We start from the raw sequence: 22,133 nt of genomic DNA on the forward strand, positions 1-22,133 counted from the left end.
CTTTCGATGCTGCGCTTTCTGTTGCTTTTGGCCGCGCTTGCTGCGCTGGCGGGATTTGCCACCCGCCCGGGCGTCGATGACGCCGAAACCGCCATGCGCGAACAGGTGCTGCTTGCCGTGGCCAATCAGGAGTTGCGGGGCAAATCCACCGCCGAGCAAGCCGCCCTTCTGGCCTGCAGGCTCGATCCGACAAGCTGCTATGATCTTATCCGGTCCGGGATAGACATCACGTTCGAGGCGCGCTTGGTGTATGCGCGCGTGGATCTCGAAGGGTTCGGCAAGTCGGCCACGTGTTACGGGCTCTTCACCCGGTTCTTCTGTCCCGGCGGATTGCGCGACGCATGACCTTTGCCGCGATCCTTTTTGACCTCGACGGCACATTGATCGACACCGAAGCGCTGGCGCGTGCCGCCGGGCAATATGCCTTCGATCAGTTGGGACTTTCGCTTGAAGAGGATCTTTGGACCATGCTGGTCGGGCGCGATCAGGAATCCGGAGAGGCGATCCTCAAGAACCATTTCGGCGAAATCGATCTGCGCAGGCTCGAAACCCTTTGGAACGCAGAAACCCGGCGGCTCGAGGCCGGCGGAATCGCGTTGAAACCCGGCGCGCGGGCCTTGTTGGCCGGAACCGATGCGCTGGGCATTCCGCGAGGGCTCGCCACCTCATCGCAGCGGCATTCCGCGCGGCGCAAGATGCAACGGACCGATCTCGGCGGCTTCGGTGCGGTGGTCACGGCCAACGATGTCGACAATCGCAAACCCGCGCCTGACGCCTACCTGCTCGCCGCGCGGCTGCTGGGTGTCGACCCACGGGATTGCCTCGCCTTCGAAGACAGCGAAACCGGCGCGGAGGCGGCGTTCCGGGCCGGGATGCGCGTGGTGCAAGTGCCGGATCTCGTTCCGTCTACCGGCCGGTTTGCCCATCACGTCGCGGAGGATCTGCTGACCGGAGCGCGCGCCGCCGGGCTTGCGACCTTCTGATCGCGGCGAAACGTGCTCACCGCAGCGCCGCTGTCTTGTAAAGTTTGACCGTCAGCCCGCCATGCGCAATCGGCGGACCGGGTTTGTCGAAGGGAAGGCCCGTGGCCTTTGCGAGACCGCCATCGCTGGTCACGATGCCCACACGCCAGCCTGCGAAACGCTCCTTCAATACCGCGCCCAAGGTGCCGTAAAGCGCAAAAAGCAGTTTGCGATTGCCGATCCGCGCGCCATAAGGCGGGTTGACCATAACAATGCCCGGCGGGCCTTCCGGACGCTCCAGATCCGAAATCGCTGCACGGTGAAACCGGGTGACATCGGACACACCGGCGGCTTTGGCGTTGCCCGTTGCCGCGCGAATGGCCCCGTCGTCACGGTCGGATCCGTAAAACCGGAGTGCCGTTTCATGCGGGTCATGGCGCGCCTTCATCGCATCCCATGCAGCGATGTCAAACCCGGCCAGTGCCTCAAAAGCGAACCGGCGCGCCCGCCCGGGCGCGAGACCGGTCGCGATTTCGGCCGCTTCGATCACGAATGTGCCGGACCCGCACATCGGATCCAGAACCGGCTCCTGTCCGTCATACCCCATTTGCCGCAGGAACAGCGCGGCCAGCGTTTCCCGCATCGGCGCCTTGCCCACAGACGTCTTGGAGCCGCGCTTGTGCAAGGGGGCGCCGGAGGAATCGATGCTCAGCGTGACCAGATCATCCTCGATCCGCCCCATCACCCGGAACGCGTCCGGATCGTCTGCGCCCGCCACGGTTGCGCCCAGTGCCGCGACAACGGCCTGTTCCACGCGCTGCCGCGCGGCCCGGTCATGGTAGATCCTGGAACGGCGGCAGGTCATCTCGACCCGCACCGCGCACCCTTCATGCAAAAAGTCGCGCCATGCCAGCTTGCGCGCCCGCTTGTCGAGCTGTGCAAGATGCATGGCACGGAACGACGCGAAGCGGATCAGGACACGCCCTGCCCCGCGCAACAACAGGTTGGCGCGCCACACGGCGGGCCAGTCCCCACGTGTTTCCACCCCGCCGGGCACCACCGTCACAGGCGCGAATCCCAGGCTTGCGGCTTCTTCTGCAAGGGTTGTCTCAAGTCCCGGCGGCGCGGAGAAAAACAGATCGAACAGCTCCATGGGCTCCGCTTATCCCGTGTCGCCCGAATTCGCGAGGAGAAACCGGCAAGGCGCTGCGCATGGGCCCACCGGGCAAGGCGCAAAAGGCTAGGAATGGTTGCATCATGCGCCCAAGGCGACTATGTGGAGCGGTGAGAGGTTGGCGCGGGCAAGCGCCTCGCCAACCCGGTCAGGTCCGGAAGGAAGCAGCCGCAACGAGCCCCGCTTGGGTCGCAGTCAATCTCTCACCTTCTTCGAACATCGTCAGCGACGCGCCATTTGCCGCGCATTCCCCGCCCGCGTGTCGTGCCGGTCACAGATCGCGACGCCCGGCGGCGGCGGGCGGCAGTCCGGCGGGCTTTGCCGGGGCCGCCGCGGGGCCATTGGTGATTCCGATGGCGCGACGCACAGCGCTGTCCGACGGGCGGGCCGCAAATGTTGCGCCCTGCTCCGCAGCCATGGCCCAGCGCATCTGCTCTTCGGTCTCGATCGCCTCGGGATGCACCTGCCGAAGCCGTGCAAGCGCCTCCTGAGGGTCCTCTCCCGCTTCGATCATCAGCCGCAGCGCGATCATGCCCGTGCGGCCGCAGCCGCCCTTGCAATGCACAAGCACGCGCCCACCGCCAAACAGGGCACGCCGCAGACGCGAGGACACTTCCGGCCAGGCCAGCGCAAAGTCATTGTCCGGCACGCCGTAATCGACAATCGGCAGATGCACCCAGCGCGTGCCCTTGTCCTGAATATGCTGGCCCAGCTGTGCGGCGCCCGCTTCGAAGAACTCCGCGGCGGTGGTGAGCGACACCACAAACGCCGGCGCCAGATCGTAGACATGGCCAAGATCGCCGAAGTAATCTCCCCCCGCTCCCGGAACCGGCGCCATCACAAGAAGCCCGCCACCCGCTGCAAGCGCCCGCATCACGATCGGCTTGGTGGGAACATCCGGCGCCGCTTCGACGGGAACAACCGGCTGGTCGCTGAGCGGCGTCGCCTTGATCACCCGTTTTATGCGCGGAGCCGGGCCCTGCCTTGGTGCCAGATCAACCCCGCGCGGATCCGGTCCCGCTGTGGGCCGCGTTTCGGTCTGGGCGGCATCGCCGGGTGCGGGGCCTGTCGGCGCGGCGGGTTTCTGGTCCGGATCAAAGGGCGGTTGCATTGAACGTGTCACAGGCATTGATGTCTCCGGTCTCGAAGCCTTGCGCAAACCAATTCTGGCGCTGCTCCGACGTCCCATGGGTAAAGCTGTGCGGGTTGGGCACGCGCCCGGCCCGCTTTTGCAGGTAATCGTCACCGATACGTCTTGCTGCATTCAGCGCCTCGTCGAGGTCGCCGGGCTCCAGCAGCCCCTGGACATTGCGGGCCCATACGCCCGACAGGCAATCCGCCTGAAGTTCGAGCCGCACGGTGAGCGCGTTGGCTTCCCGCGTCCCCGCGGTCTGGCGCAAGGCATTGACCTGCCCCAGAACCCCAAGCTCGTGCTGCACGTGATGCGCCACCTCGTGTGCAATGACATAGGCACCGGCAAAATCGCCCTCCGCGCCCAATTCATCGCGCATGAACGAAAAGAACGCGACGTCGAGATAGGCTTTTTCATCCGCAGGGCAGTAGAAAGGCCCCGTCGCGCCCGAAGCATTGCCACAGGGCGATGCCGTGGCGCCGGAAAACAGCACCAGAACCGGCGGCTCATAGACCGCGCCGAGTTGCTGCCGGAACACCGCGCTCCAGACGTCCTCCGTCGTGCCAAGCACCTGAGACACAAACCGACCCGCCTGCCGCTCGCTTTCGGTCAGCTCCGACACCGACCGCCCCGGATCCGGTGCCGCCCCGGGGTCGAGCGCGTTGAGCAGCGGACGAATATCGGCCCCGGTAAACCATCCGATCGCCAGCACCGCGAGCAGACCAAAGCCACCGATACGGACGCCACCGCCCCCCCGCCGCTGTCCCCGGCGGTCTTCGATGTTGCGACTCTCGCGCCGGCCGCGCAAGCGCATGGCTTTCCTCCCCAGATGTGCGGAATACAGGGTTACACAGCATCCCATGCATGCACAGAAAATTTCGGTTTCCGGGCACGAACCCCGCGGATGCGCCGCGCAGGCACCGTCCGGCCCAGCACAATATCGCACAAATTTTAAGCAAATCCAGTATTTCGAGTGAATTTCTCTTTTTGGTGCAGCGATATGCTGCGAATCGGCAAGCACCGCGCCCGGCCAAAGCGCCCGCAACCGGCACCGCCCGCAACGCAGGCCAAGGCGGGCCAAGGCCAGCGCGCGCGTTTTCGCAGAAGTCGGTCCGATCGGGGGGCGCATATGCGGAATACCCGTGCGGAGCATGGACGAACCGCTCCCGGCCTTCTACTTTGCCAGCGACTCGTCCTCCCACATCCCGGTGCCCATGTCCGATCAACCCGCCTATCAGGTGCTTGCCCGCAAATACCGTCCCGAAACCTTTGCCGATCTCGTCGGGCAAGACGCGATGGTGCGCACGCTGCGCAACGCGTTCGCCGCCGACCGGATCGCACAGGCCTTCATCATGACCGGCATCCGCGGCACCGGGAAAACGACAACCGCGCGGATCATCGCCAAGGGCATGAATTGCATCGGACCGGACGGGACCGGCGGCCCGACAACAGATCCCTGCGGAGCGTGCGAACATTGCGTGGCGATCATGGAAGGCCGCCATGTGGACGTGATGGAAATGGACGCCGCCTCGCGCACCGGTGTCGGCGACATTCGCGAAATCATCGACAGCGTGCATTACCGCGCCGCCTCCGCACGCTACAAGATCTACATCATCGACGAGGTGCACATGCTCTCGACCAGCGCGTTCAACGCGCTGCTCAAGACGCTCGAAGAGCCGCCCGCGCATGTGAAGTTCATTTTTGCCACCACCGAGATCCGCAAGGTGCCCGTCACAGTCCTGTCGCGCTGCCAGCGCTTCGACCTGCGCCGCATCGAGCCCGAAGAGATGATCGCCATGCTGCGCCGGATCGCGACGTCGGAAGGCGCCGAGATCAGCGACGACGCGCTTGCGCTGATCACGCGGGCCGCCGAAGGCTCCGCGCGCGACGCGACCTCGCTGCTCGATCAGGCGATCAGCCACGGGGCGGGCGAGACCAGCGCCGATCAGGTCCGCGCGATGCTCGGTCTGGCGGATCGGGGCCGGGTGATGGACCTGTTCGAAAAGATCATGCGCGGCGATGCGGCCGGCGCTCTGACCGAGTTGTCCACCCAATATGCCGACGGGGCCGACCCGCTGGCGGTGCTGCGCGATCTGGCCGAACTCACCCATTGGATCTCGGTGGTCAAGATCACCCCCGAGGCGGCCGAGGACCCGACCGTGTCGCCCGACGAGCGCGTCCGCGGGCAGGCCTTCGGCGACAGTCTCGGCATGCGGTCGCTCAGCCGCATGTGGCAGATGGTGCTGAAGGCGATCGAAGAGGTTTCCGCCGCGCCCAATGCCATGATGGCGGCGGAAATGGCGGTGATCCGCCTGACCCATGTCGCCGAACTGCCCTCGCCCGAAGACCTTGTGCGCAAACTGGCCGAAACCCCGGCGCCACCGGGGGGGACGCCCCCTGCCACAACGGGCGCCGGTGCCGCATCCGGGCCGCGCGGGGCGCAGACCCCGTCCGGCGCGCCGGTGGCCACACAGGCGCCCGGTGGCTTCGGCGCGCAGACCCCGACATCCGCATCCGCGCCCCATGGTGGCGCCGCGACCGCCCCTGCCGCCGCGTTGGAACAGGCGCTTGCCCGCTATCCAAGCTTCGAGCACGTGGTGGAGCTGATCCGCGCCAACCGCGATGTCCGGCTTCTGGTCGAGGTCGAGGGCGGCGTTCGGCTGTCCAGCTATCAGCCCGGCCGGATCGCCTTCACCCCAACGGAAACCGCCGCCCCCGATCTGGCCCAGCGCCTTGGCTCTGCGCTGCAACGATGGACGGGCAACCGCTGGGCCGTATCCGTGGTCAACGACGCCACGAGCGAAACCATTGCCGAAAAGCGGGACGCCGCAAAGCTCGCGCTCGAAGCGGAGGCCAAGGCGCACCCGCTGGTCAAGGCCGCGCTGGAAGCCTTTCCCAAGGCCAAGGTGGTCGAGATCCGCTCCGCCGAAGACATCGCCCATGCCGCATCCGAAGAGGCCCTGCCCGAAGTCGAAGACGAATGGGACCCCTTCGAGGAATGACAGGCGCTGCGCCCCGTCGTGCTCCGCCGCTCCTCCGCGTCACACAAGGCGGGCTGCGCGCGGCGCCGCTCTCGGCACTGGTCGCGCTCGTGCCCGCCGCGGCACGGGCCGACGCCTGCGCCACGGCGCGCCCCTTCTGGGACGCCGGAACGGGCCACGCCACAATACTCGATGAAGCGCTCCACTTTGCCGCTTCACCGGCCACCGGCGGTCTTTTGCTGGCCACGGCGCTTGCCTGGCGTCTGCGCAGCGCCCGCGGCGGGCTGGCCGTTGTCTGTGGCTGGTCTCTGATGGCCGGCATCATCGCCTTCGGCCGGACGTCGGACGCCTTCGGTGTCAGTCAATCCGCGCTCGAACAAGGCTGCGTGGCCTCACCCGCCTTGTTCATCGGGGTCGTGGCTGCAATATGTATTGCAACCGTTCTTTACACCGCGCCCGACACGGGCCGGTCCAACACTCAGGAGTAAGCAATGCTCAAAGGTCTCGGCGGGCTTGGCGATATGGCCAAGATGATGAAACAGGCGCAGGAAATGCAGGGGAAGATGGCCCAGATGCAGGAGGACCTCGCCACCATGACCGTGATCGGGGAATCCGGCGCGGGTCTGGTGAAGGCAACCGCCACCGCCAAGGGGGAGCTTACCAATCTCGACATCGACCCCTCCATCTTTAACGGTGACGACAAGGAAGTGGTCGAAGACCTGATCCTCGCCGCGATCAAGGACGCGCAGTCCCGCGCCAATCAGAAAGCGCAGGAGGAAATGCAGAAACTGACCGAGGGGCTCGGCCTTCCGGCGGATATGAAGCTGCCGTTCTGAACAGCCCGCCATCCGTTGCGTCCCGATCAATCACGACACGAGCCCGCGCCCGTGCCGTCAGCGGCCGGGCGCAGACACACCCATGCCACCCCAAAGCCCGGATCCAAACGCCCCGATGTCCAACCGCAGCGCCATCGATGAACTCGTCTCCCTCATGGCCAAGCTGCCGGGGCTCGGCCCGCGATCCGCGCGCCGCGCGGTGCTGCACCTGATCGCAAAGCGCGGCGTGTTGCTCACCCCGTTGGCCGAAGCAATGGCAGAGGTGGCGCGCACCGCCCGGCCTTGTCTCAATTGCGGCAATGTTGGCACGGCGGACATCTGCGAGATCTGCGAAGACGAAACCCGGGCCACCGGCGTGCTCTGCGTGGTCGAGGACGTGGCGGATCTCTGGGCCATGGAACGGGCGCGGGTGTTTCGCGGCCGGTATCACGTGCTGGGCGGCACGCTGTCGGCGCTTGATGGCGTCGGACCGGAGGACTTGCGCATCCCGCAACTGGCCTCGCGCCTCGATGCCGAAGGCATTACGGAGGTGATCCTCGCGCTCAACGCCACGGTCGACGGGCAAACTACGGCGCATTACATCGCCGATCAGCTTGACACCCGCGTGACGCTCAGCTCCCTGGCGCAAGGCGTGCCGATTGGCGGCGAGCTCGATTATCTCGACGACGGCACGATCTCTGCGGCGTTGAACGCGCGCAAACCGCTCTGAGCGCGGCCCGCCCCGGGCCTGTCCACACCAAAACCCGAATCCCGATCATCGATTTTTCAGGACATGCGCGCCATGGCGGTGCCCTGAACGCAAAACGCCCCGTCCGAAGACGGAGCGCCGCGCGCGGGACAATCCCTCAAGACCGCCGGATCATGTCCGGGGCTGGTCATCCTCATCATCCTCATCGTCCTCGCCGGACGGCAGGTTGAAGAAGCTGTCCGCATCGGCGAAATCGCTGTCCGATCGCGAATCGGTGTCGTCTTCCGCGTCTTCACCCCGCGGATCGGAAAGCGAAAAGGTCTCAAGGCCTTCGATGGCCGAGGGCAGGCGCGGTTCGGCGCTGTCCATCTCGAGGCTCTGTTCGGTCGACACAAGCTTGCGCCGCTCGTCGTCGGTCATCACCGCATCCAGCTTCTTGGCGGCCTTGGCCACGGCCGCATCAAGCTCCGACTGCTTGCAAAGCCCAAGCGCCACCGGGTCGATGGGCTGCATGTTCTGGATGTTCCAGTGGGTGCGCTCGCGAATCGAGGTGATCGTCGGCTTGGTCGTGCCCACCAGCTTGGAAATCTGTCCGTCGCTCAGCTCCGGGTGGAATTTCACCAGCCACAGAATCGCGTTGGGCCGGTCCTGACGCTTCGAAAGCGGCGTGTAACGCGGCCCGCGACGTTTCTCTTCGTCTGCGGCCGCCGGGTTGTATTTGAGCTTCATCCGGTAAAGCGGGTTGGCCTGCGCCTTGTCGATCTCCTCCGGTTCGATCTGGTTGTTGGCAACCGGATCGAACCCCTTGACGCCGACAGCCACATCGCCGTCGGCAATGCCCTGGATCTCCAGCTCGTGGAACCCGGTGAAATCCGCAACCTGTTTGAAGGTCAGCGTGGTGTTGTCGACCAACCAGACCGCGGTTGCCTTCGGGTGCAGCAGCTTTGCCATGTTCGATCTTCCTTCGTCTCTTGCGCCCCAGAGGCGCGGGTTTCGCGGTGTCACGCCCGATGGCGCGTGGTCCGTCATCCTGTTCGCCCCGGTCGGGGCGCCGTCTGTCTTCTCGTTCGACCCCATCGGGGCGCCGTCTGTCTTCTCGACCGCGTCCGCCCCGGTCCCGCCCGTCTTCTCGCGCGCCGCTACGGGCAAACGCCTGTCTCCTCGCGCGCCCGCAGGCACCGCTTGTCTTCTCGCTCCCGCCTAGCGGCGCGCGGCCTTGTATCGGCGCCGCGCCGGGTCATGCAATGCCGGCACCGCCCTCGCGGTTCCGGCCCCCCTGCCTCGACCGCTGCACGCGGCGTCCCATTCGGCCCTCAAGGTCCTGCGCCCCCGATCCCGACCGACGCGCCTCAGCCAACAGCCTTCCCGGGCAACAGCTTTCCCGGGCGCCAAGGCTTGCGCCAGGGCGGTCCCGAAGGGCGGGACAGTTGCCGTTGTAGGGGAACTGGCGCTGTATATAGTCGTCGATGACTTTGGAGGGAAGAGAAAATGCACGCGCCGCGCTCGTTTCGGACATCAGATACAGATACGGTCATCTCTCGCGCCGCCCGGTGGCTGCGTGCGGCCGCGCCGAGGACCGCCGCTTTGTGGCGTGCGCTGCCCTGCCTTGTTCTCGCGCTTCTTGCCCCGCCGGTCGCCGCCGATGGCGAGAAATCCGGCGCGTTCGACTACTATGTGCTGTCGATGAGCTGGTCACCGACCTGGTGCGCCCTCGAAGGCGATGCGCGCCAATCACCGCAATGCGACGAAAACCGCGATCTGGGCTGGGTGATGCATGGCCTCTGGCCGCAATACCATCGCGGATGGCCCGCCTATTGCCCCACCGCAGAGCGCCCGCCGTCGCGTTCCATGACCGCAGCCATGGCGGATATCATGGGCACGTCCGGCCTGGCCTGGCACCAATGGCGCAAACACGGCGTATGCTCCGGCCTCTCTGCACCGGCCTATTACGCGCTGTCGCGCGAAGCCTTCGCGCGCGTCAGGCGTCCCGAGATCCTGCGCAAGCTCGATCGCCCGATCCGTCTGCCCGCCTCGGTCATCGAAGAGGCTTTTCTAGAGGCCAACCCCGGTTGGGAGCCGGACATGCTGACCATAACGTGCAAATCGGGCCGCATTCAGGAAGCCCGCCTGTGCCTTTCCAAAACCCTTGACCCAGTGCCCTGTGGGCAAGACGTGGCCCGCGACTGCCGCCAGAAGGACGCATTGCTCGACCCGATCCGCTGAGCCCCCGGCGCCGCCTCGCCCCCCCTTGCGGGTCAGGGGGCCAAGAGATCGAGGCCAGCACGGGCCGGTTTCTTCTGTCCGAAAATACTCCGGGGGTCAGGGGGCAGCGCCCCCTGCGCGCGGCACGCGCCACCAGGCATACGCGCGCCCTATCCCGGCCCGCCGACCGCCCTCCGGACAGCGCCACGTCCCCCGCTGTCACAAAAGCCCTGTCACACCGCACCGCCACGGCCTATCTTCCTTGCCAGACCGATACGAGGGGAGACCTGTCATGGGCTGGCTCAAAGACGAAACCGGGTTGGAGAAGACCCGCGCCAATCACGTTCCGCTCACACCGCTGAGCTTTCTGCAGCGCGCTGTGCAAATCTGGCCCAACCACCCCGCTGTCATCTACGGCGCGCATCGAAAGAGCTATGCCGCCTATGCCGAACGGGTGACGCGTCTTGCGTCGGCGCTGGCGCAATCCGGTGTCAGACCGGGAGACGTGGTGGCCACGATCCTGCCCAATATCCCCGCCCAGGCCGAGGCGCATTTCGGCGTGCCCGCCTGCGGCGCAGTGCTCAACACGATCAACACCCGGCTCGACCCCGACACCATCGCCTACATCCTCGACCATGGCGAGGCGCACACCGTACTGGTCGATCCGCAGTTTCTGCCGGTGCTCGACGCGGCGCTACCCCGCATGCAAGGCCCCGCCCCAAAGATCATCGAGGTGGCCGACCCGCAAGCGGGCCATCCCGCCAGCGGCCGCAACATGGAATACGAGGCGTTTCTTGCCAGCGGCGATCCCGCATTCGCGTGGGTCCTGCCGGAGGATGAATGGGAAAGCCTCGCGCTCAACTACACCTCCGGAACAACCGGACGGCCCAAGGGCGTGGTCTATCACCACCGCGGCGCCTATCTGAACGCCATGGGCCAGGTGCTGAGCTGGCGCATCGTGCTGCACCCGGTCTATCTGACCATCGTGCCGCTCTTTCACTGCAACGGCTGGTGCCACACGTGGATGATGCCCGCAGTGGGCGGCACGGTCGTCTGCTGCCGCGACATCACCGCCCGCAATATCTTCGACGCCATCGCCGACGAAGGCGTCACCCATTTCGGCGGCGCCCCCATCGTGCTCAACACACTCGTCAACGCCCCCGAAAGCGACCGGCGCAGCTTCGACCACATCGTCGAGGTGTTCACCGCCGGTGCGCCCCCCGCCCCGGCAACGCTGGCCAAGATCGAGCCCATGGGCTTCAACGTCACGCAGGTCTACGGGCTGACCGAAACCTACGGGCCGGCCACCGAATGCACGTGGCAGGCGCAATGGGATCCGCTCGGGCCCGATGACCGCGCCGCCCAGAAGGCCCGTCAGGGCGTTGCCATGCCCTTCATGGACGCCGTCGACGTCTGGACCGAGGACGGCACCCCGATCGAGCGCGACGCGGAGGCCAAGGGCGAAGTGGTCTTTCGCGGCAACGGCGTGATGAAAGGATACCTGAAGAACCCGGAGGCAACCCGCGAGGCCTTTGCCGGCGGCATGTTCCGCTCCGGCGACATCGCGATCATGCATCCAGACAACTACCTGCAAATCGCGGATCGCGCGAAGGACATCATCATCTCCGGCGGTGAAAACATCTCCTCGGTCGAGGTCGAATCGACCCTGATGGCGCATGACGCGGTGCTGCTCTGCGCCGTGGTGGCCAAGCCGGACGAGAAATGGGGCGAGGTGCCTTGCGCCTTTGTCGAGGTGAAACCCGGAGCGACCGTCACGGAAGCAGAGCTGATTGCCTTTGCCCGCGAACGGCTTGCCGGGTTCAAGACGCCAAAGGCCGTGGTGTTCGAGGAACTGCCCAAGACCTCGACCGGCAAGATCCAGAAATTCGAACTGCGCAAGCGGGTCAAGAGCCTGGCCGGCTGACCGGCAAGGCAACGGCGCCGCCCTGTAAAGCCCCGGCCTGTAAAGCCCCGGCCTTTAAGATCACGTCTGCGCACTGGTGTTCCGGGCTGACCGGCGCCATGCGGTGCAAGCGCAACGCGGCTTGGCGCCACCGGCTCCGTCGCGCAAAAGTCATCCGGTTCGCGACCTCGGCGCAACATGGTTCGTGGCGCGGGGGAACCGACTTCGTCGTGCCGGCGTCATGCGGTTCGCGGCGCAGGCGTCCCCCGGTCGATGACGCGAGCGCATCCCGGCACATGACAAAGCCCCGTGCCGGTGCGCGGCGCAGGCGCGGACACCCGGTGAGACGCGCGCCCTCCCGTGCCCGCGCCCATGCAACCCACCACAACCGCAGCGCATGCATCCCCCGCACCGCGCAAGCAAACCCTCGGAATCACCCCGGAAATCGGGCCGAAATGAACCATCCACCCGCAGACGGCGTATATCTTTCAGACAGTCTGTCGACGCACCCAAAACGGAGATGCCCGATGCAAGATCAGACCCGCCGCAAGGCCACCACCACGATCCCACGCTCTGGCACGCCCGCCGGCCGCGCCGCGTTCGGCCCGTTCATCCCGCAACCAGACGAAGTCTTCGATGCCCTGTCCCCCCGTGACATCCGCGGGCAGCAAACCACATCGGGCGATCAATCCCGCCATCGCCGGTATCAATGGCTCTACGAGGACCTCATTTCCTGACGCGCGGCCCCGGCGCCCCTTGGACCGGGTTCGGCAACGGACCCGAGAATGCAGCGCGGCCCAACCTGCGCTGTCTGCATCTGCTGGCCCTTTCCCCGGCGCACGCGCTTCTATAGTCTGGTCATTCAACGACCCAAGGCAAAGCACCACACCCCCGCATGACCGCGCTTAAAGACTTTCAACGGCTTGAAGCCTCTGCGCTCTGGCGGGCCTCGGTCGAGTCTCAACGCCGCGAGGTGATCGTCTCCCTTGGCGATGCAACCCTGACCATATCGGACCCCCAAGGCCGGGTGCTGACCCACTGGTCGCTGGGCGCGGTCACGCGCGCAACAAAGGTGCCTGCGCTCTACCACCCGGACACGGACCCGGCGCAAACGCTCGAAATCCCGGCGGATGAAACCGCCATGATCAACGGGTTGGACCGGGTTCTGCGCGCGATTGACCGCAAACGGCCAAAACCGGGCAAGTTGCGCTTGCTACTCGGGGTCGCAACCGCCGCGGCACTCATGGGCCTTGCCACGCTCTGGCTGCCGAACGCGCTGGAACGCACCGCCACCCGCGTCGTGCCGGACGTCAAACGCAGCGAGATCGGCGCTGCGCTCCTGTCCCGCGTGTCGCGCGTGACGGGCGCGCCCTGCACCGCACGCGATGCGCAAGCCCCGCTGGGGCGTCTCGCCGCCCGGCTTCTCGGCGAGGCGCGGCGGGATGCGCTCGTCGTTCTGCCCGACGGGATCGCCGAAAGCGCCCATCTGCCGGGCGGGATCGTGCTTCTGAACCGCTCGGTTTTCGAGGATTTCGAGGATCCGGACGTGGCCGCCGGGTTCATCATCGTGGAAACCGTCCGCGCCGAAGAGACCGATCCGCTGGCGGACCTGCTGGATCATGCGGGCCTGGTCCCGACTTTACGGCTTTTGACAACGGGCGCGCTGCCCGATGAGGCGCTCGACCGATATGCCGAACATCTGCTGAGCGCATCACCCGGCGACCCAGAACCGGCGCGCCTGCTCGATGCCTTCGCCGCCGCGGGTCTGCGCTCCACTCCGTATGCCCGGGCGCGCGACATCACGGGCGAAACCGTCCTCCCCCTCATTGAAGGCGATCCGCGGGCCGGTGGTGCCAGCCGGCTCGTTGTCTCGGATTCGGACTGGGTGCGGCTTCAGGGGATTTGTGGCGCATGATGCGCCGGAGCTGGTCCTGCGCGCCTTCCGGACGGGCGCGCATAGACCGCATGGGCCGCAACCTGCGCCAAGCGACCTGCGGACTTGGCGGAATACGCGGCCCAACGGCGCCCAAACCGAAGGCGTAAGCGCAAGAATTGAACAAAGCGACGCAGCATTATGTATTTTTGTTGCGCTGCAGCTGCAAAGTCTCTATCTCGTCTGCTCAAAGAGAGAAGAGCGCAAAAGGAACACCAACGATGGCCCATGATGGACAAGACCTGCGTCTCGACGAGACCGTGATGCCGGACCTTCTGCTGACCTCCGCCGCGGCGCTTGGCCCGGTTGATGCCGTGTTTGACCTGGCGCGTAACCGTGTGCGCGCGATGGTCACCGTGGATGGCAAGATCTCCGGTGCCGCGCTTGAAGCGCATCAGACCGCCGTGCACGGGCTTGCATGGCTCGCCACTTACGCGCAGGCACTGCGCCAGATGCAGGGCTGGGCGGAACGCCTGCAAGCCGAAGGCACCTTTGGCGAAGTCGAACAGCTGCTGCACCAGATCGCCTTCGGCGAATATCTCTGGCAGATCTATGGCGGTATCCAGATGAACCAGGGCGAGATCGTCCGGCTTCAGGATCTTGGCCTGACACAGGATGACATGCGCGTGCTGATGGCATCCGAAGTCATGCAGCTGACACAGCATGGCAACACGCAGGACGCGCGCAGCCGTCTTGTTGCGCTGATGCAGGAACGCGCGGCAGAAATCACCGTCGGCCGTTGCGGCCTCGACGATGAGCTCGAGATGATCCGCGAGCAATTCCGCCGCTACACCGTCGACAAGGTCGCGCCCTACGCGCATGAATGGCATCTCAAGGACGAGCTGATCCCGATGGAGGTGATCGAAGAGCTCGCCGAAATGGGTGTGTTCGGCCTGACGATCCCCGAGGAATACGGCGGGTTCGGCCTGTCCAAGGCATCCATGTGCGTGGTTTCGGAGGAACTCTCTCGCGGCTATATCGGTGTTGGTTCTCTGGGCACCCGCTCCGAAATCGCGGCCGAGCTGATCATTGCCGGCGGCACGGATGCGCAAAAGGAAAAATGGCTGCCCGGCCTCGCCTCCGGAGAGATCCTGCCCACGGCCGTCTTCACCGAGCCGAATACCGGATCGGATCTCGGCGCGCTGCGGACCAAAGCGGTGCGCGACGAGAATGGCGACTGGATCATCAACGGCAACAAGACCTGGATCACCCATGCCGCGCGCACCCATGTGATGACCGTGCTGGCCCGAACCGTGCCGGACACCACCGATTATCGCGGCCTCTCGATGTTCCTGGCGGAGAAAACCCCCGGAACGGACGAACAACCTTGGCAAGATCCCGGCATCTCCGGCGGCGAGATCGAGGTGCTCGGATACCGTGGCATGAAAGAGTACACGGTCAATTTCGACGACTTCAAGGTCAAGGGCGAAAACATGCTCGGCAGCGAAGAAGGCAAGGGCTTCAAGCAGCTCATGGAAACCTTCGAGAGCGCCCGTATCCAGACCGCGGCCCGCGCCATCGGCGTGGCCCAGTCGGCAATGGACGAAGGTCTGAAATATGCCGAAGACCGAAAGCAGTTCGGCAAGTCCCTGATTAATTTTCCACGCGTGTCCGGCAAGATCGCCATGATGGCTGTGGAAATCATGATCGCGCGGCAGCTGACCTATTTCTCCGCGCGAGAAAAGGACGAAGGGCGGCGCTGCGACCTCGAAGCGGGCATGGCGAAGCTGCTGGGCGCGCGCGTGGCTTGGGCTGCGGCGGACAACGCACTGCAGATCCATGGTGGCAATGGTTTTGCGCTGGAATATGGCATTAGCCGCATCCTGTGTGACGCGCGTATCCTGAATATCTTCGAGGGTGCGGCCGAAATCCAGGCGCAGGTGATTGCGCGCCGCCTGCTTGGCTGAGATCCCGTCCTAAACACCCACCGTGCGCGCGTGCCGAGCTCGGCGCGCGCGTTTTCTTTTCATCATTATCGGGGGCAAGCCCCCAAACCCCCGCTGGGGCGCTGCCCCAGACCCCGTAGTATTTCTGGACAAAAGAAACCAGTCATTAACCTTAATGGGTTTTGATTTGACTACGGTACAGGCTGGAGAGCCGATGACCGTGACAGGAGAAGCCTCACGCTTCCCAACCCGCGCGGTTTCAGGCCGCGCGGGACCCCTTGCACCAAACCGCTGGTTTCTTCTGTCCAAAAATACTCAAATCACTTCGGTTGCGCTTTGCGAGACGCCTGTTTGATGCGATCGAAAACGCGTCAGGCCAGAAACACCAGCAACAAGATTGACGCCGCCAAAATGGCAATTCCGGTGACCTCACGGCGTGTGACGGTTTCCTTGAAAAACACCACGGATGCAATGAGTGAGAAGATCAGCTCGACTTGTCCCAGCGCAAACACGTAAGCGGCGGTTTGCAGCGTGAACGCGGTGAACCAGCCCAGAGAGCCAAGCATCGACGTCACCCCGAGCCAGATCGCGGTCTTTCGGGCGCGCCAGACCGCCACGACCTGCCCCGGTTCGCGCCAGACAAGCCAAGGCCAGAGCGTCAGGACCTGCATCACGTTGACGCTGAGCAGGGTCACACCCGCCCGCAGCAGCGGATCGACGCTGTCCACTGTGAGCGAGGCCGCGCGATACCCGATTCCCGAGATCGCGAAGAAGAACCCGGACGCCACCCCCAGGAGCACCGCACGGCTGCGGAGCGCTTGCCAGATATCGTCCACCAACCCAGGGGTTTGCGACAGCATCAAGACACCGGCCAGACCGAGTCCGATTGCCAGCCATCCGCCCGGCGTGATGGTCTCCCCAAGCAGTACCAGCCCAAGCAGCGCGGTCTGGATGACTTCTGTCTTTTTCAGCGTGATGCCGACGGCAAAATTGCGGCTCTTGAACAGCAGCACAACCAGCACTGTTGCGAGGATCTGGCTGACGCCGCCCAGATAGGCCCATCCCCAAAAGGCAGAGCCCACGGTCGGGACGAGCGTGCCGGTGGCCCAGAGATAGCCCGCAAGCACAAGGACAGCGCCCGGGATCGCGTAGGCAAAACGCGCAAACGTGCTGCCCGTGGCCGACAAGGGTCCGCTCGCCAGCACTTTCTGCAGCATGAAGCGGAAGGTTTGAAAGAGGGCCGCGGCCAGCGTGGCGACAATCCAGAGATCCATCCCCTCCTATCGCGCGACTGTGTCGCTTTTACCAGAGGCGAAACCGATGCGCCGCAAGACGGATGGTGTGCCCGTCGTCGGAGCCGTTGTATCCACAACCCCGCCGGGATCGGGCCACAAGGGGTGAGCGACCGGATCCTTGGCATGCAGAAGGTAGCGCGCGAGCACTTCTGCGTAGGACCGGTAGCGATAGCCGTGGTTCGCCCGCAGGTATCGCTCCGGATCCGCCCGGTAGAGCAAGGGCAGCGCGTACCAAGGCGCCGCAGCGTGCAGGTGATGCACGAGATGCAGGTTGTTGTTGAGAAAGATCCACGCCAGTGGCCCGCGATCCTCGATGATGACGGTGCGCCCGGTCGCATCGGTATGGGCGCGGTGCTCAAGGAACGTCCGCAGCTTGAGGAGCGCCAGGCCGCCATAGACACAGACGCCCCACGCCCATAGCGGCATCGCCGCAAAGCGGTCGATCCACAGCATGACCCCGGCCACCGCCGGCAGATGCAGCACCCAGCCCACCAGCACGCGCCGCTCTCCGCGACGTATCGCATGCCAATCCGACATGACAAATGCGCAGGTTCCAAGTGCCGGCCCCAGAACCAGCCGCCCGGCGAGGCGGTTGTTGGCGCGCAAGACCGCGCGCTGCCAGCGCGCCAACCGGCGCCACACGGCCGGATCGAGATAGTTGCTTTCCGGGTCGTCATACGGATCGGTCAACCGGGAGTCGCGGTGATGCGCGAGATGCGTGTCGCGAAAACGCAGATACGGCACCACGAGGGAGAGCGCCGGAAACACCAGCGCGGCGTTTATCACCCGCGAGCGGGTAGGATGTCCGTGGAGCGCCTCATGGGAGAGCGAGGAATGCAGCGCTGTCATCACCGTCACCACAGCCATGGCCAGAGGCAGAGACACCGCCACCGCGCCGGTCATGCCCCAGGCCCAGCCGCCGTAACACAGGCCCAGTAGCCCGAGCGTCGGCCACTCCACTGTCGCAAGGCCGGGTCCTGCGCCGCGGCGCACGGGCTGTCCGCCTGACGCGTCGCGCGTCGTGATATCTGCCGGTTGTGTCATGGGCAGAGCCTAGCGGCTGGCGGGTGCCTCGCGCAGTCTGAGAACGGTTAACATACTGCGCAAGACGTGATTAAAATCACCTCATGGTGGAGACACTCAACAAACGAGACCGCGCGGCCCTGTTACGGTCTCGACTGGCGGAGGCCATGCAAGCCGCAGGGTCGAACCAAACCGCGCTGGCCCGCGCCATCGGGATCAACCGCTCCACCCTGTCGCAACTGCTCAAGGGGTCGGGCGCGCGCCTGCCCAACGCGCATCTGGTCGGCGCAGCCGCCCAGGCGCTCGGCGTGTCATCCGATTGGTTGCTCGGCCTCTCCGACCGTCCGGAAAGCGCATCAGCGCTCATGGCCAATGCACTCACCCTCACGGAAGCCCCCCGCGCGCTGGTCGATGAAGCCATCTTTGGCTGGCATCGCGAGGCCGAAGGCTACAAGATCCGGCATGTGCCAGCGATGCTGCCCGACATGTTCAAGACCCGCGCGGTCCTCGAATGGGAATACACGCCGCATCTGGGCCGCACGACCGAACAGGCCATCAATGCCTCCACGGATCGGCGGGAGTGGATTCGCGGGTCGCGCTCCGATTACGAGATGGCCCTGCCGCTCTATGAGCTGGCCAGCTTTGCCGCCGGGACGGGCTATTACGAAACCCTGCCGCGCGCCGATCGCCTGGCCCAGCTCGACAGCCTGATCGAGGAGAGCGAAACGCTCTATCCCCGGCTGCGGATCGTGCTGTTTGACGCCCGGCGGCTGTTCTCCGCCCCGGTCACGGTGTTTGGTCCGCTTCTCGCTGTGCTTTATGTGGGTCGGCACTACCTTGCCTTTCGCGACCGCGAGCGGATCACCGCGTTCTCCGATCATTTCGATCACCTGACGCGCGAAGCGACCGTCCGCGCGCATGACTTTCCCGCGCATCTGCGCGCGCTGCGCAGGACCTGCCGTTAGGCGTCGCGCGACGCGCGCATGCGTCAAACCGCGAAACGGGGCTTGGGTGTGACCCGCGAAACGCTTAGCGTCGGCCCAAACCAGACACGGAGCCAGAGATGTCCCATCGCCCTGCTGACGATGCCTTTGTTGCCACCCTCGCAAAAGCGTTGCCCGACGACACGCTGCGCCGCGCAGAGCCGCGCTATCTCGAAGAGCCGCGCGGTCGCTGGACGGCCACGGCACAATGGGTGGCGCTGCCCCGGACCACGCAAGAGGTGGCAACCATCCTCAGCGCCTGCAACGCTGCCGCCGTGCCCGTGGTCCCCTATAGCGGCGGCACCGGGCTCGTGGGCGGACAAATGGCCGTTGGCGAAGCCGCACCGCTGCTCTTGTCGTCCGAACGCATGACGGCGATCCGCGCGATCTACCCGGACGAAAACGTGGCCCTTGTCGAAGCAGGCGCGATCCTCGCCGATGTGCAGGCCGCCGCCGAGGAGGTTGACCGCCTCTTTGCCCTGTCGCTGGCCTCGGAAGGGTCGGCGCGGATTGGCGGGCTGCTGTCGACCAATGCGGGCGGTGTGAACGTGCTGCGCTATGGCAATGCCCGCGATCAGGTTCTGGGCCTCGAAGCCGTGCTGCCGGACGGGCAGATCTGGCACGGGATGAAACGGCTGCGCAAGGACAACACGGGCTACGATCTGCGGCACCTGCTGATGGGCGCGGAAGGCACGCTCGGCGTCATCACCGCCGCTGCGCTCAAACTTGCACCGCGCCCGCACGCCACCGGCACAGCCCTTCTGACCGTCGCCGGGCCGCAAGCCGCGCTGGAGCTGCTCAGCCTCGCACGCGCGCGGATCGGAGAGAGCATCACCGCCTTCGAGTTGCTCAGCGCGCAGGGCTTTGCCTTCATGAAAGAGACCCTGCCCGATATCCGCCAACCGTGGGAGACAGCGCCGGACTGGTCGGTCCTGATCGAAATCGGCGTGCCGCGCGGCCTCGACCCGCAGGACTGCCTCGAAGATCTTTTTGCCGCCGGGAACGAAGCCGGTCTGGTCAGTGACGGGCTGATTGCGCAGACCAAGGCGCAACAACACGACTTCTGGACGTTGCGCGAACAAATGCCCGAGGCCAACCGCCGCATCGGGTCCGTCTCTTCGCAGGATATCTCGATCCCGTTGGGCGAGGTGCCGCGCTTCATCCGCGAGGCTCCCGCGGTGCTCGATGCCATCGGAGAATTCCGGATCAACTGCTTCGGCCATCTTGGGGACGGCAACCTGCATTATAATGTCTTCCCGCTGCCCGGTGAGAGCCGCGCCGATCACAACGACAAACGTCCGGCGATCAAACGCGGCTTGCATGACCTCGCCCACGCGCTCGGCGGGTCGGTCAGCGCCGAACATGGGATCGGCCGTCTCAAGGTGGATGATCTGGAACGCTACGGCGATCCGGCCAAGCTCTCGGCCATGCGCGCGATCAAGGCCGCTCTGGACCCGCGCGGCATCATGAACCCCGGCGCGGTGCTGCGCGCCAACTGAGATCGGTCCCTTGCGCCCGCCTCCGGGATGGGCGCAAAACGCGTCCCGGTGCGGACTGGCCGCTGTGGGATCACCCGGCTTGCACCGCCCCGACCGCGACGTGTCCCGCCCGCAGGCCTCAGCGTAACGCCGAATGTCTGGAAATTGGATGGGTCGGCCGCTTGGCGCGCCCCGGCTCCTGCCCGCGAGCCCCCAACGGCCTCTTGCAACGAGACGCCTGCGCCCCAACACCCTGCGGAGCGCGCCCCCTGCCCTGCACCACTGCGGGAGGACTGCCCCTCCCTGTTCCAAGTCCTGAGCGCGCGCCGCCCCCGGCGCGCGGATTGGCAAAGGTGCCCTCCCCAAGCCCCGAATGGCCGGCAGCGGGCGCAGCGATCGGCCGCCCGCGACCGGTGTCGTCACCTCACCGCGAAATGCGGAACACGCATCCGTCCGAAATCAGCTCTGGCCGCGTCATACACAGACCGCGCGCCGTATCGAATGCCGCAAGCACCTTGGGCACGTAGTCGCGCGTTTCGGCATAGGGCGGCACGCCGCCATGTTTCGGGATCGCGTTCTCGCCCGCATTATAACCGGCCAGAACAAGGATCGGGTCGCTGTCGAACTTCTCCATCAGGAAATCGAGAAAGCGCACACCGCCGGCGATGTTCTCCGCCGTGTCAAAGGCGTCTTCCACGCCAAAGCGCTCCGCGGTGGCGGGCATCAGCTGCATCAGCCCCTGCGCCCCCGCGCCCGAGACCACGTCCTCACGGCCCGAGGATTCGACCGCGATCACCGCAAGCGCCAGCGCCGGGGAGACACGGGTGCCCACCGTTGCCATGAGAATGTCGCGCCCGTAGCGCTCCGCGATGTCCTGCAATGTCTGCAAACGGGGCGATGCGACGCTAGAACCCGCCGGCCCCTTCCCCAAGCCCGAGAGGGCGGCGCTCAACCGGCCGGGGCCGCTGTCGTCCAGCGAGGGCGATACCGCCGACCAATACCATGCATAGCGCGCCCCGCTCGGCCCGGTCGGGGCCGCAGGCGCGACAACGGCGGCGGTCGCGACCGGCGCGGGCGCGGCATCGGGCGGCGGCGGGACAGCCGGATTGGCGCGCGGGGCCACCTGAACGGTGATGCGCCGCTGTCCGGGTTTGGGCGGTTTGACCCGCTTGGCCGAGAAATCGGCAAAAGGCCGCGGGCTCGTGGCGCCATCCTGTGCGGCGGCGGGTGGAACGGATGTCACGCTGATCGACAGCGCAAGGCCCAGCACGCCCAGAGGGACGGCAAGGCGCCTGACGGGATATCTCATGGTTTCTCTGCTCACTCTGCCTCTGGCCGGCTCGCGCGGCCTTGCCCTGAGTGTCGCACAATCGCGCTTTTCAGGCCAGTTTTGTTGCCGTGGTCGCAACAGCCGCGCCAATTTTACCACTCCTTAACGGCAAAACTCTGACGCGAGAAACGCCAAGCTATTGATATAAAACAATACTTACCAACTTGGCCGCTCCCGAATAAGTCCCAGAGTTACTGCAAAATCAAACCATTCAAGACACACTCTCGCCCCAAACCGAGTGCCATATAGCGTCATACCGCAACGGGCAGCAGGCCTTGTGAGAGAGCAACCTGCACCACGCCCGACACGGTCCAGAGAACCAGAACT

20 protein-coding genes and 1 other RNA gene are annotated in these 22,133 nt (G+C 65.6%); 14 read left to right on the top strand and 7 right to left on the bottom strand.

What is annotated here, in order from left to right:
* Nucleotides 1-6 precede the first annotated feature (6 nt).
* Nucleotides 7-345: a hypothetical protein gene (locus tag J1C49_RS06375; protein WP_227444974.1), complete on the top strand. Its 339-nt coding sequence runs from the start codon at nucleotides 7-9 to the stop codon at nucleotides 343-345.
* Nucleotides 342-983: an HAD family phosphatase gene (locus J1C49_RS06380; RefSeq protein WP_227444975.1), complete on the top strand. Its 642-nt coding sequence runs from the start codon at nucleotides 342-344 to the stop codon at nucleotides 981-983. Before J1C49_RS06375 ends, J1C49_RS06380 begins: the two co-directional genes overlap by 4 nt.
* A gap of 16 nt (nucleotides 984-999) precedes the next feature.
* On the opposite strand, the gene J1C49_RS06385 is transcribed toward J1C49_RS06380, so the two are convergent.
* Nucleotides 1,000-2,115, bottom strand: a complete 1,116-nt coding sequence (locus tag J1C49_RS06385; RefSeq protein ID WP_227444976.1) for a class I SAM-dependent RNA methyltransferase — start codon at nucleotides 2,113-2,115, stop codon at nucleotides 1,000-1,002.
* 132 nt (nucleotides 2,116-2,247) lie between these two features.
* On the opposite strand from J1C49_RS06385, the gene ffs reads away from it, so the two are divergent.
* Nucleotides 2,248-2,345: signal recognition particle sRNA small type (gene ffs, locus J1C49_RS06390), an RNA gene on the top strand.
* 62 nt (nucleotides 2,346-2,407) lie between these two features.
* Here the strand turns inward: ffs and J1C49_RS21930 are convergent.
* The gene (locus J1C49_RS21930) at nucleotides 2,408-3,247 is read right to left on the bottom strand and encodes a protein-tyrosine phosphatase family protein (RefSeq protein WP_370639379.1); all 840 of its coding nucleotides are present in this window, start codon (nucleotides 3,245-3,247) and stop codon (nucleotides 2,408-2,410) included.
* Nucleotides 3,231-4,082 carry a neutral zinc metallopeptidase gene (locus tag J1C49_RS06400; protein WP_227444977.1) on the bottom strand — a complete coding sequence of 284 codons (852 nt, stop codon included), beginning with the start codon at nucleotides 4,080-4,082 and terminating at the stop codon, nucleotides 3,231-3,233. The genes J1C49_RS21930 and J1C49_RS06400 overlap by 17 nt, the downstream gene beginning before the upstream one ends.
* Nucleotides 4,083-4,482: 400 nt before the next feature.
* Between J1C49_RS06400 and J1C49_RS06405 the strand changes: the two genes are divergently transcribed.
* From J1C49_RS06405 to recR, 4 genes are all read left to right on the top strand, one after another.
* Nucleotides 4,483-6,270: a DNA polymerase III subunit gamma/tau gene (locus J1C49_RS06405; RefSeq protein WP_227445014.1), complete on the top strand. Its 1,788-nt coding sequence runs from the start codon at nucleotides 4,483-4,485 to the stop codon at nucleotides 6,268-6,270.
* Nucleotides 6,267-6,737 (top strand): hypothetical protein, encoded by a 471-nt coding sequence (locus J1C49_RS06410; protein ID WP_227444978.1) that lies wholly within the window; start codon nucleotides 6,267-6,269, stop codon nucleotides 6,735-6,737. Before J1C49_RS06405 ends, J1C49_RS06410 begins: the two co-directional genes overlap by 4 nt.
* A gap of 3 nt (nucleotides 6,738-6,740) precedes the next feature.
* The gene (locus J1C49_RS06415) at nucleotides 6,741-7,085 is read left to right on the top strand and encodes a YbaB/EbfC family nucleoid-associated protein (protein ID WP_227444979.1); all 345 of its coding nucleotides are present in this window, start codon (nucleotides 6,741-6,743) and stop codon (nucleotides 7,083-7,085) included.
* 115 nt (nucleotides 7,086-7,200) lie between these two features.
* Nucleotides 7,201-7,794, top strand: coding sequence for a recombination mediator RecR (recR, locus tag J1C49_RS06420; protein WP_227445015.1), 594 nt, complete (start codon nucleotides 7,201-7,203; stop codon nucleotides 7,792-7,794).
* Between the two features lie 150 nt (nucleotides 7,795-7,944).
* On the opposite strand, the gene J1C49_RS06425 is transcribed toward recR, so the two are convergent.
* Nucleotides 7,945-8,724 carry a DUF1013 domain-containing protein gene (locus J1C49_RS06425; RefSeq protein ID WP_227444980.1) on the bottom strand — a complete coding sequence of 260 codons (780 nt, stop codon included), beginning with the start codon at nucleotides 8,722-8,724 and terminating at the stop codon, nucleotides 7,945-7,947.
* A gap of 633 nt (nucleotides 8,725-9,357) precedes the next feature.
* Between J1C49_RS06425 and J1C49_RS06430 the strand changes: the two genes are divergently transcribed.
* The 5 genes from J1C49_RS06430 to J1C49_RS06450 all read left to right on the top strand — a co-directional run bounded on the left by J1C49_RS06430 (nucleotide 9,358) and on the right by J1C49_RS06450 (nucleotide 15,718).
* The gene (locus J1C49_RS06430; protein ID WP_227444981.1) at nucleotides 9,358-9,996 is read left to right on the top strand and encodes a ribonuclease T2; all 639 of its coding nucleotides are present in this window, start codon (nucleotides 9,358-9,360) and stop codon (nucleotides 9,994-9,996) included.
* A 271-nt stretch (nucleotides 9,997-10,267) separates the two neighbouring features.
* Nucleotides 10,268-11,899, top strand: coding sequence for an AMP-binding protein (locus J1C49_RS06435; protein ID WP_227444982.1), 1,632 nt, complete (start codon nucleotides 10,268-10,270; stop codon nucleotides 11,897-11,899).
* 506 nt (nucleotides 11,900-12,405) lie between these two features.
* Nucleotides 12,406-12,615, top strand: coding sequence for a hypothetical protein (locus J1C49_RS06440; protein WP_227444983.1), 210 nt, complete (start codon nucleotides 12,406-12,408; stop codon nucleotides 12,613-12,615).
* 158 nt (nucleotides 12,616-12,773) lie between these two features.
* Complete coding sequence (locus J1C49_RS06445) at nucleotides 12,774-13,793, top strand: hypothetical protein (protein ID WP_227444984.1); 1,020 nt, start codon at nucleotides 12,774-12,776, stop codon at nucleotides 13,791-13,793.
* A 239-nt stretch (nucleotides 13,794-14,032) separates the two neighbouring features.
* Nucleotides 14,033-15,718: an acyl-CoA dehydrogenase family protein gene (locus tag J1C49_RS06450; protein WP_227444985.1), complete on the top strand. Its 1,686-nt coding sequence runs from the start codon at nucleotides 14,033-14,035 to the stop codon at nucleotides 15,716-15,718.
* 350 nt (nucleotides 15,719-16,068) lie between these two features.
* Here J1C49_RS06450 and J1C49_RS06455 read toward each other — a convergent pair whose 3' ends face one another.
* On the bottom strand, nucleotides 16,069-16,971 hold the full coding sequence (locus J1C49_RS06455; RefSeq protein ID WP_227444986.1) for a DMT family transporter: 903 nt from the start codon (nucleotides 16,969-16,971) through the stop codon (nucleotides 16,069-16,071).
* Between the two features lie 6 nt (nucleotides 16,972-16,977).
* A complete protein-coding gene (locus J1C49_RS06460; protein WP_227444987.1) occupies nucleotides 16,978-18,036 on the bottom strand; it encodes a fatty acid desaturase in 1,059 nt (352 codons plus the stop codon).
* A gap of 83 nt (nucleotides 18,037-18,119) precedes the next feature.
* Here J1C49_RS06460 and J1C49_RS06465 point away from each other — a divergent pair, with 83 nt between their 5' ends.
* Nucleotides 18,120-18,980: a helix-turn-helix domain-containing protein gene (locus tag J1C49_RS06465; RefSeq protein ID WP_227444988.1), complete on the top strand. Its 861-nt coding sequence runs from the start codon at nucleotides 18,120-18,122 to the stop codon at nucleotides 18,978-18,980.
* A gap of 98 nt (nucleotides 18,981-19,078) precedes the next feature.
* Complete coding sequence (locus tag J1C49_RS06470) at nucleotides 19,079-20,497, top strand: FAD-binding oxidoreductase (protein WP_227444989.1); 1,419 nt, start codon at nucleotides 19,079-19,081, stop codon at nucleotides 20,495-20,497.
* 403 nt (nucleotides 20,498-20,900) lie between these two features.
* Here the strand turns inward: J1C49_RS06470 and J1C49_RS06475 are convergent, their stop codons facing one another.
* On the bottom strand, nucleotides 20,901-21,785 hold the full coding sequence (locus J1C49_RS06475) for a lytic transglycosylase domain-containing protein (protein ID WP_227444990.1): 885 nt from the start codon (nucleotides 21,783-21,785) through the stop codon (nucleotides 20,901-20,903).
* Between the last annotated feature and the right edge of the window lie 348 nt (nucleotides 21,786-22,133).

This window comes from Cognatishimia sp. F0-27 (genome assembly GCF_020667845.1).
Lineage (GTDB): Bacteria > Pseudomonadota > Alphaproteobacteria > Rhodobacterales > Rhodobacteraceae > JAFMPQ01.

What these genes read in the sequence shown, in the direction of transcription:
- J1C49_RS06460 (WP_227444987.1), bottom strand. Translation starts at nt 18,036, where the DNA reads ATGACACAACCGGCAGATATCACGACGCGCGACGCGTCAGGCGGACAG.
- J1C49_RS06410 (WP_227444978.1), top strand. Translation starts at nt 6,267, where the DNA reads ATGACAGGCGCTGCGCCCCGTCGTGCTCCGCCGCTCCTCCGCGTCACA.
- J1C49_RS06415 (WP_227444979.1), top strand. Translation starts at nt 6,741, where the DNA reads ATGCTCAAAGGTCTCGGCGGGCTTGGCGATATGGCCAAGATGATGAAA.
- J1C49_RS06375 (WP_227444974.1), top strand. Translation starts at nt 7, where the DNA reads ATGCTGCGCTTTCTGTTGCTTTTGGCCGCGCTTGCTGCGCTGGCGGGA.
- J1C49_RS06445 (WP_227444984.1), top strand. Translation starts at nt 12,774, where the DNA reads ATGACCGCGCTTAAAGACTTTCAACGGCTTGAAGCCTCTGCGCTCTGG.
- recR (WP_227445015.1), top strand. Translation starts at nt 7,201, where the DNA reads ATGTCCAACCGCAGCGCCATCGATGAACTCGTCTCCCTCATGGCCAAG.
- J1C49_RS06385 (WP_227444976.1), bottom strand. Translation starts at nt 2,115, where the DNA reads ATGGAGCTGTTCGATCTGTTTTTCTCCGCGCCGCCGGGACTTGAGACA.
- J1C49_RS06440 (WP_227444983.1), top strand. Translation starts at nt 12,406, where the DNA reads ATGCAAGATCAGACCCGCCGCAAGGCCACCACCACGATCCCACGCTCT.
- J1C49_RS06475 (WP_227444990.1), bottom strand. Translation starts at nt 21,785, where the DNA reads ATGAGATATCCCGTCAGGCGCCTTGCCGTCCCTCTGGGCGTGCTGGGC.
- J1C49_RS06465 (WP_227444988.1), top strand. Translation starts at nt 18,120, where the DNA reads ATGGTGGAGACACTCAACAAACGAGACCGCGCGGCCCTGTTACGGTCT.
- J1C49_RS06455 (WP_227444986.1), bottom strand. Translation starts at nt 16,971, where the DNA reads ATGGATCTCTGGATTGTCGCCACGCTGGCCGCGGCCCTCTTTCAAACC.
- J1C49_RS06405 (WP_227445014.1), top strand. Translation starts at nt 4,483, where the DNA reads ATGTCCGATCAACCCGCCTATCAGGTGCTTGCCCGCAAATACCGTCCC.
- J1C49_RS06450 (WP_227444985.1), top strand. Translation starts at nt 14,033, where the DNA reads ATGGCCCATGATGGACAAGACCTGCGTCTCGACGAGACCGTGATGCCG.
- J1C49_RS06400 (WP_227444977.1), bottom strand. Translation starts at nt 4,082, where the DNA reads ATGCGCTTGCGCGGCCGGCGCGAGAGTCGCAACATCGAAGACCGCCGG.
- J1C49_RS21930 (WP_370639379.1), bottom strand. Translation starts at nt 3,247, where the DNA reads ATGCAACCGCCCTTTGATCCGGACCAGAAACCCGCCGCGCCGACAGGC.
- J1C49_RS06470 (WP_227444989.1), top strand. Translation starts at nt 19,079, where the DNA reads ATGTCCCATCGCCCTGCTGACGATGCCTTTGTTGCCACCCTCGCAAAA.
- J1C49_RS06380 (WP_227444975.1), top strand. Translation starts at nt 342, where the DNA reads ATGACCTTTGCCGCGATCCTTTTTGACCTCGACGGCACATTGATCGAC.
- J1C49_RS06435 (WP_227444982.1), top strand. Translation starts at nt 10,268, where the DNA reads ATGGGCTGGCTCAAAGACGAAACCGGGTTGGAGAAGACCCGCGCCAAT.
- J1C49_RS06425 (WP_227444980.1), bottom strand. Translation starts at nt 8,724, where the DNA reads ATGGCAAAGCTGCTGCACCCGAAGGCAACCGCGGTCTGGTTGGTCGAC.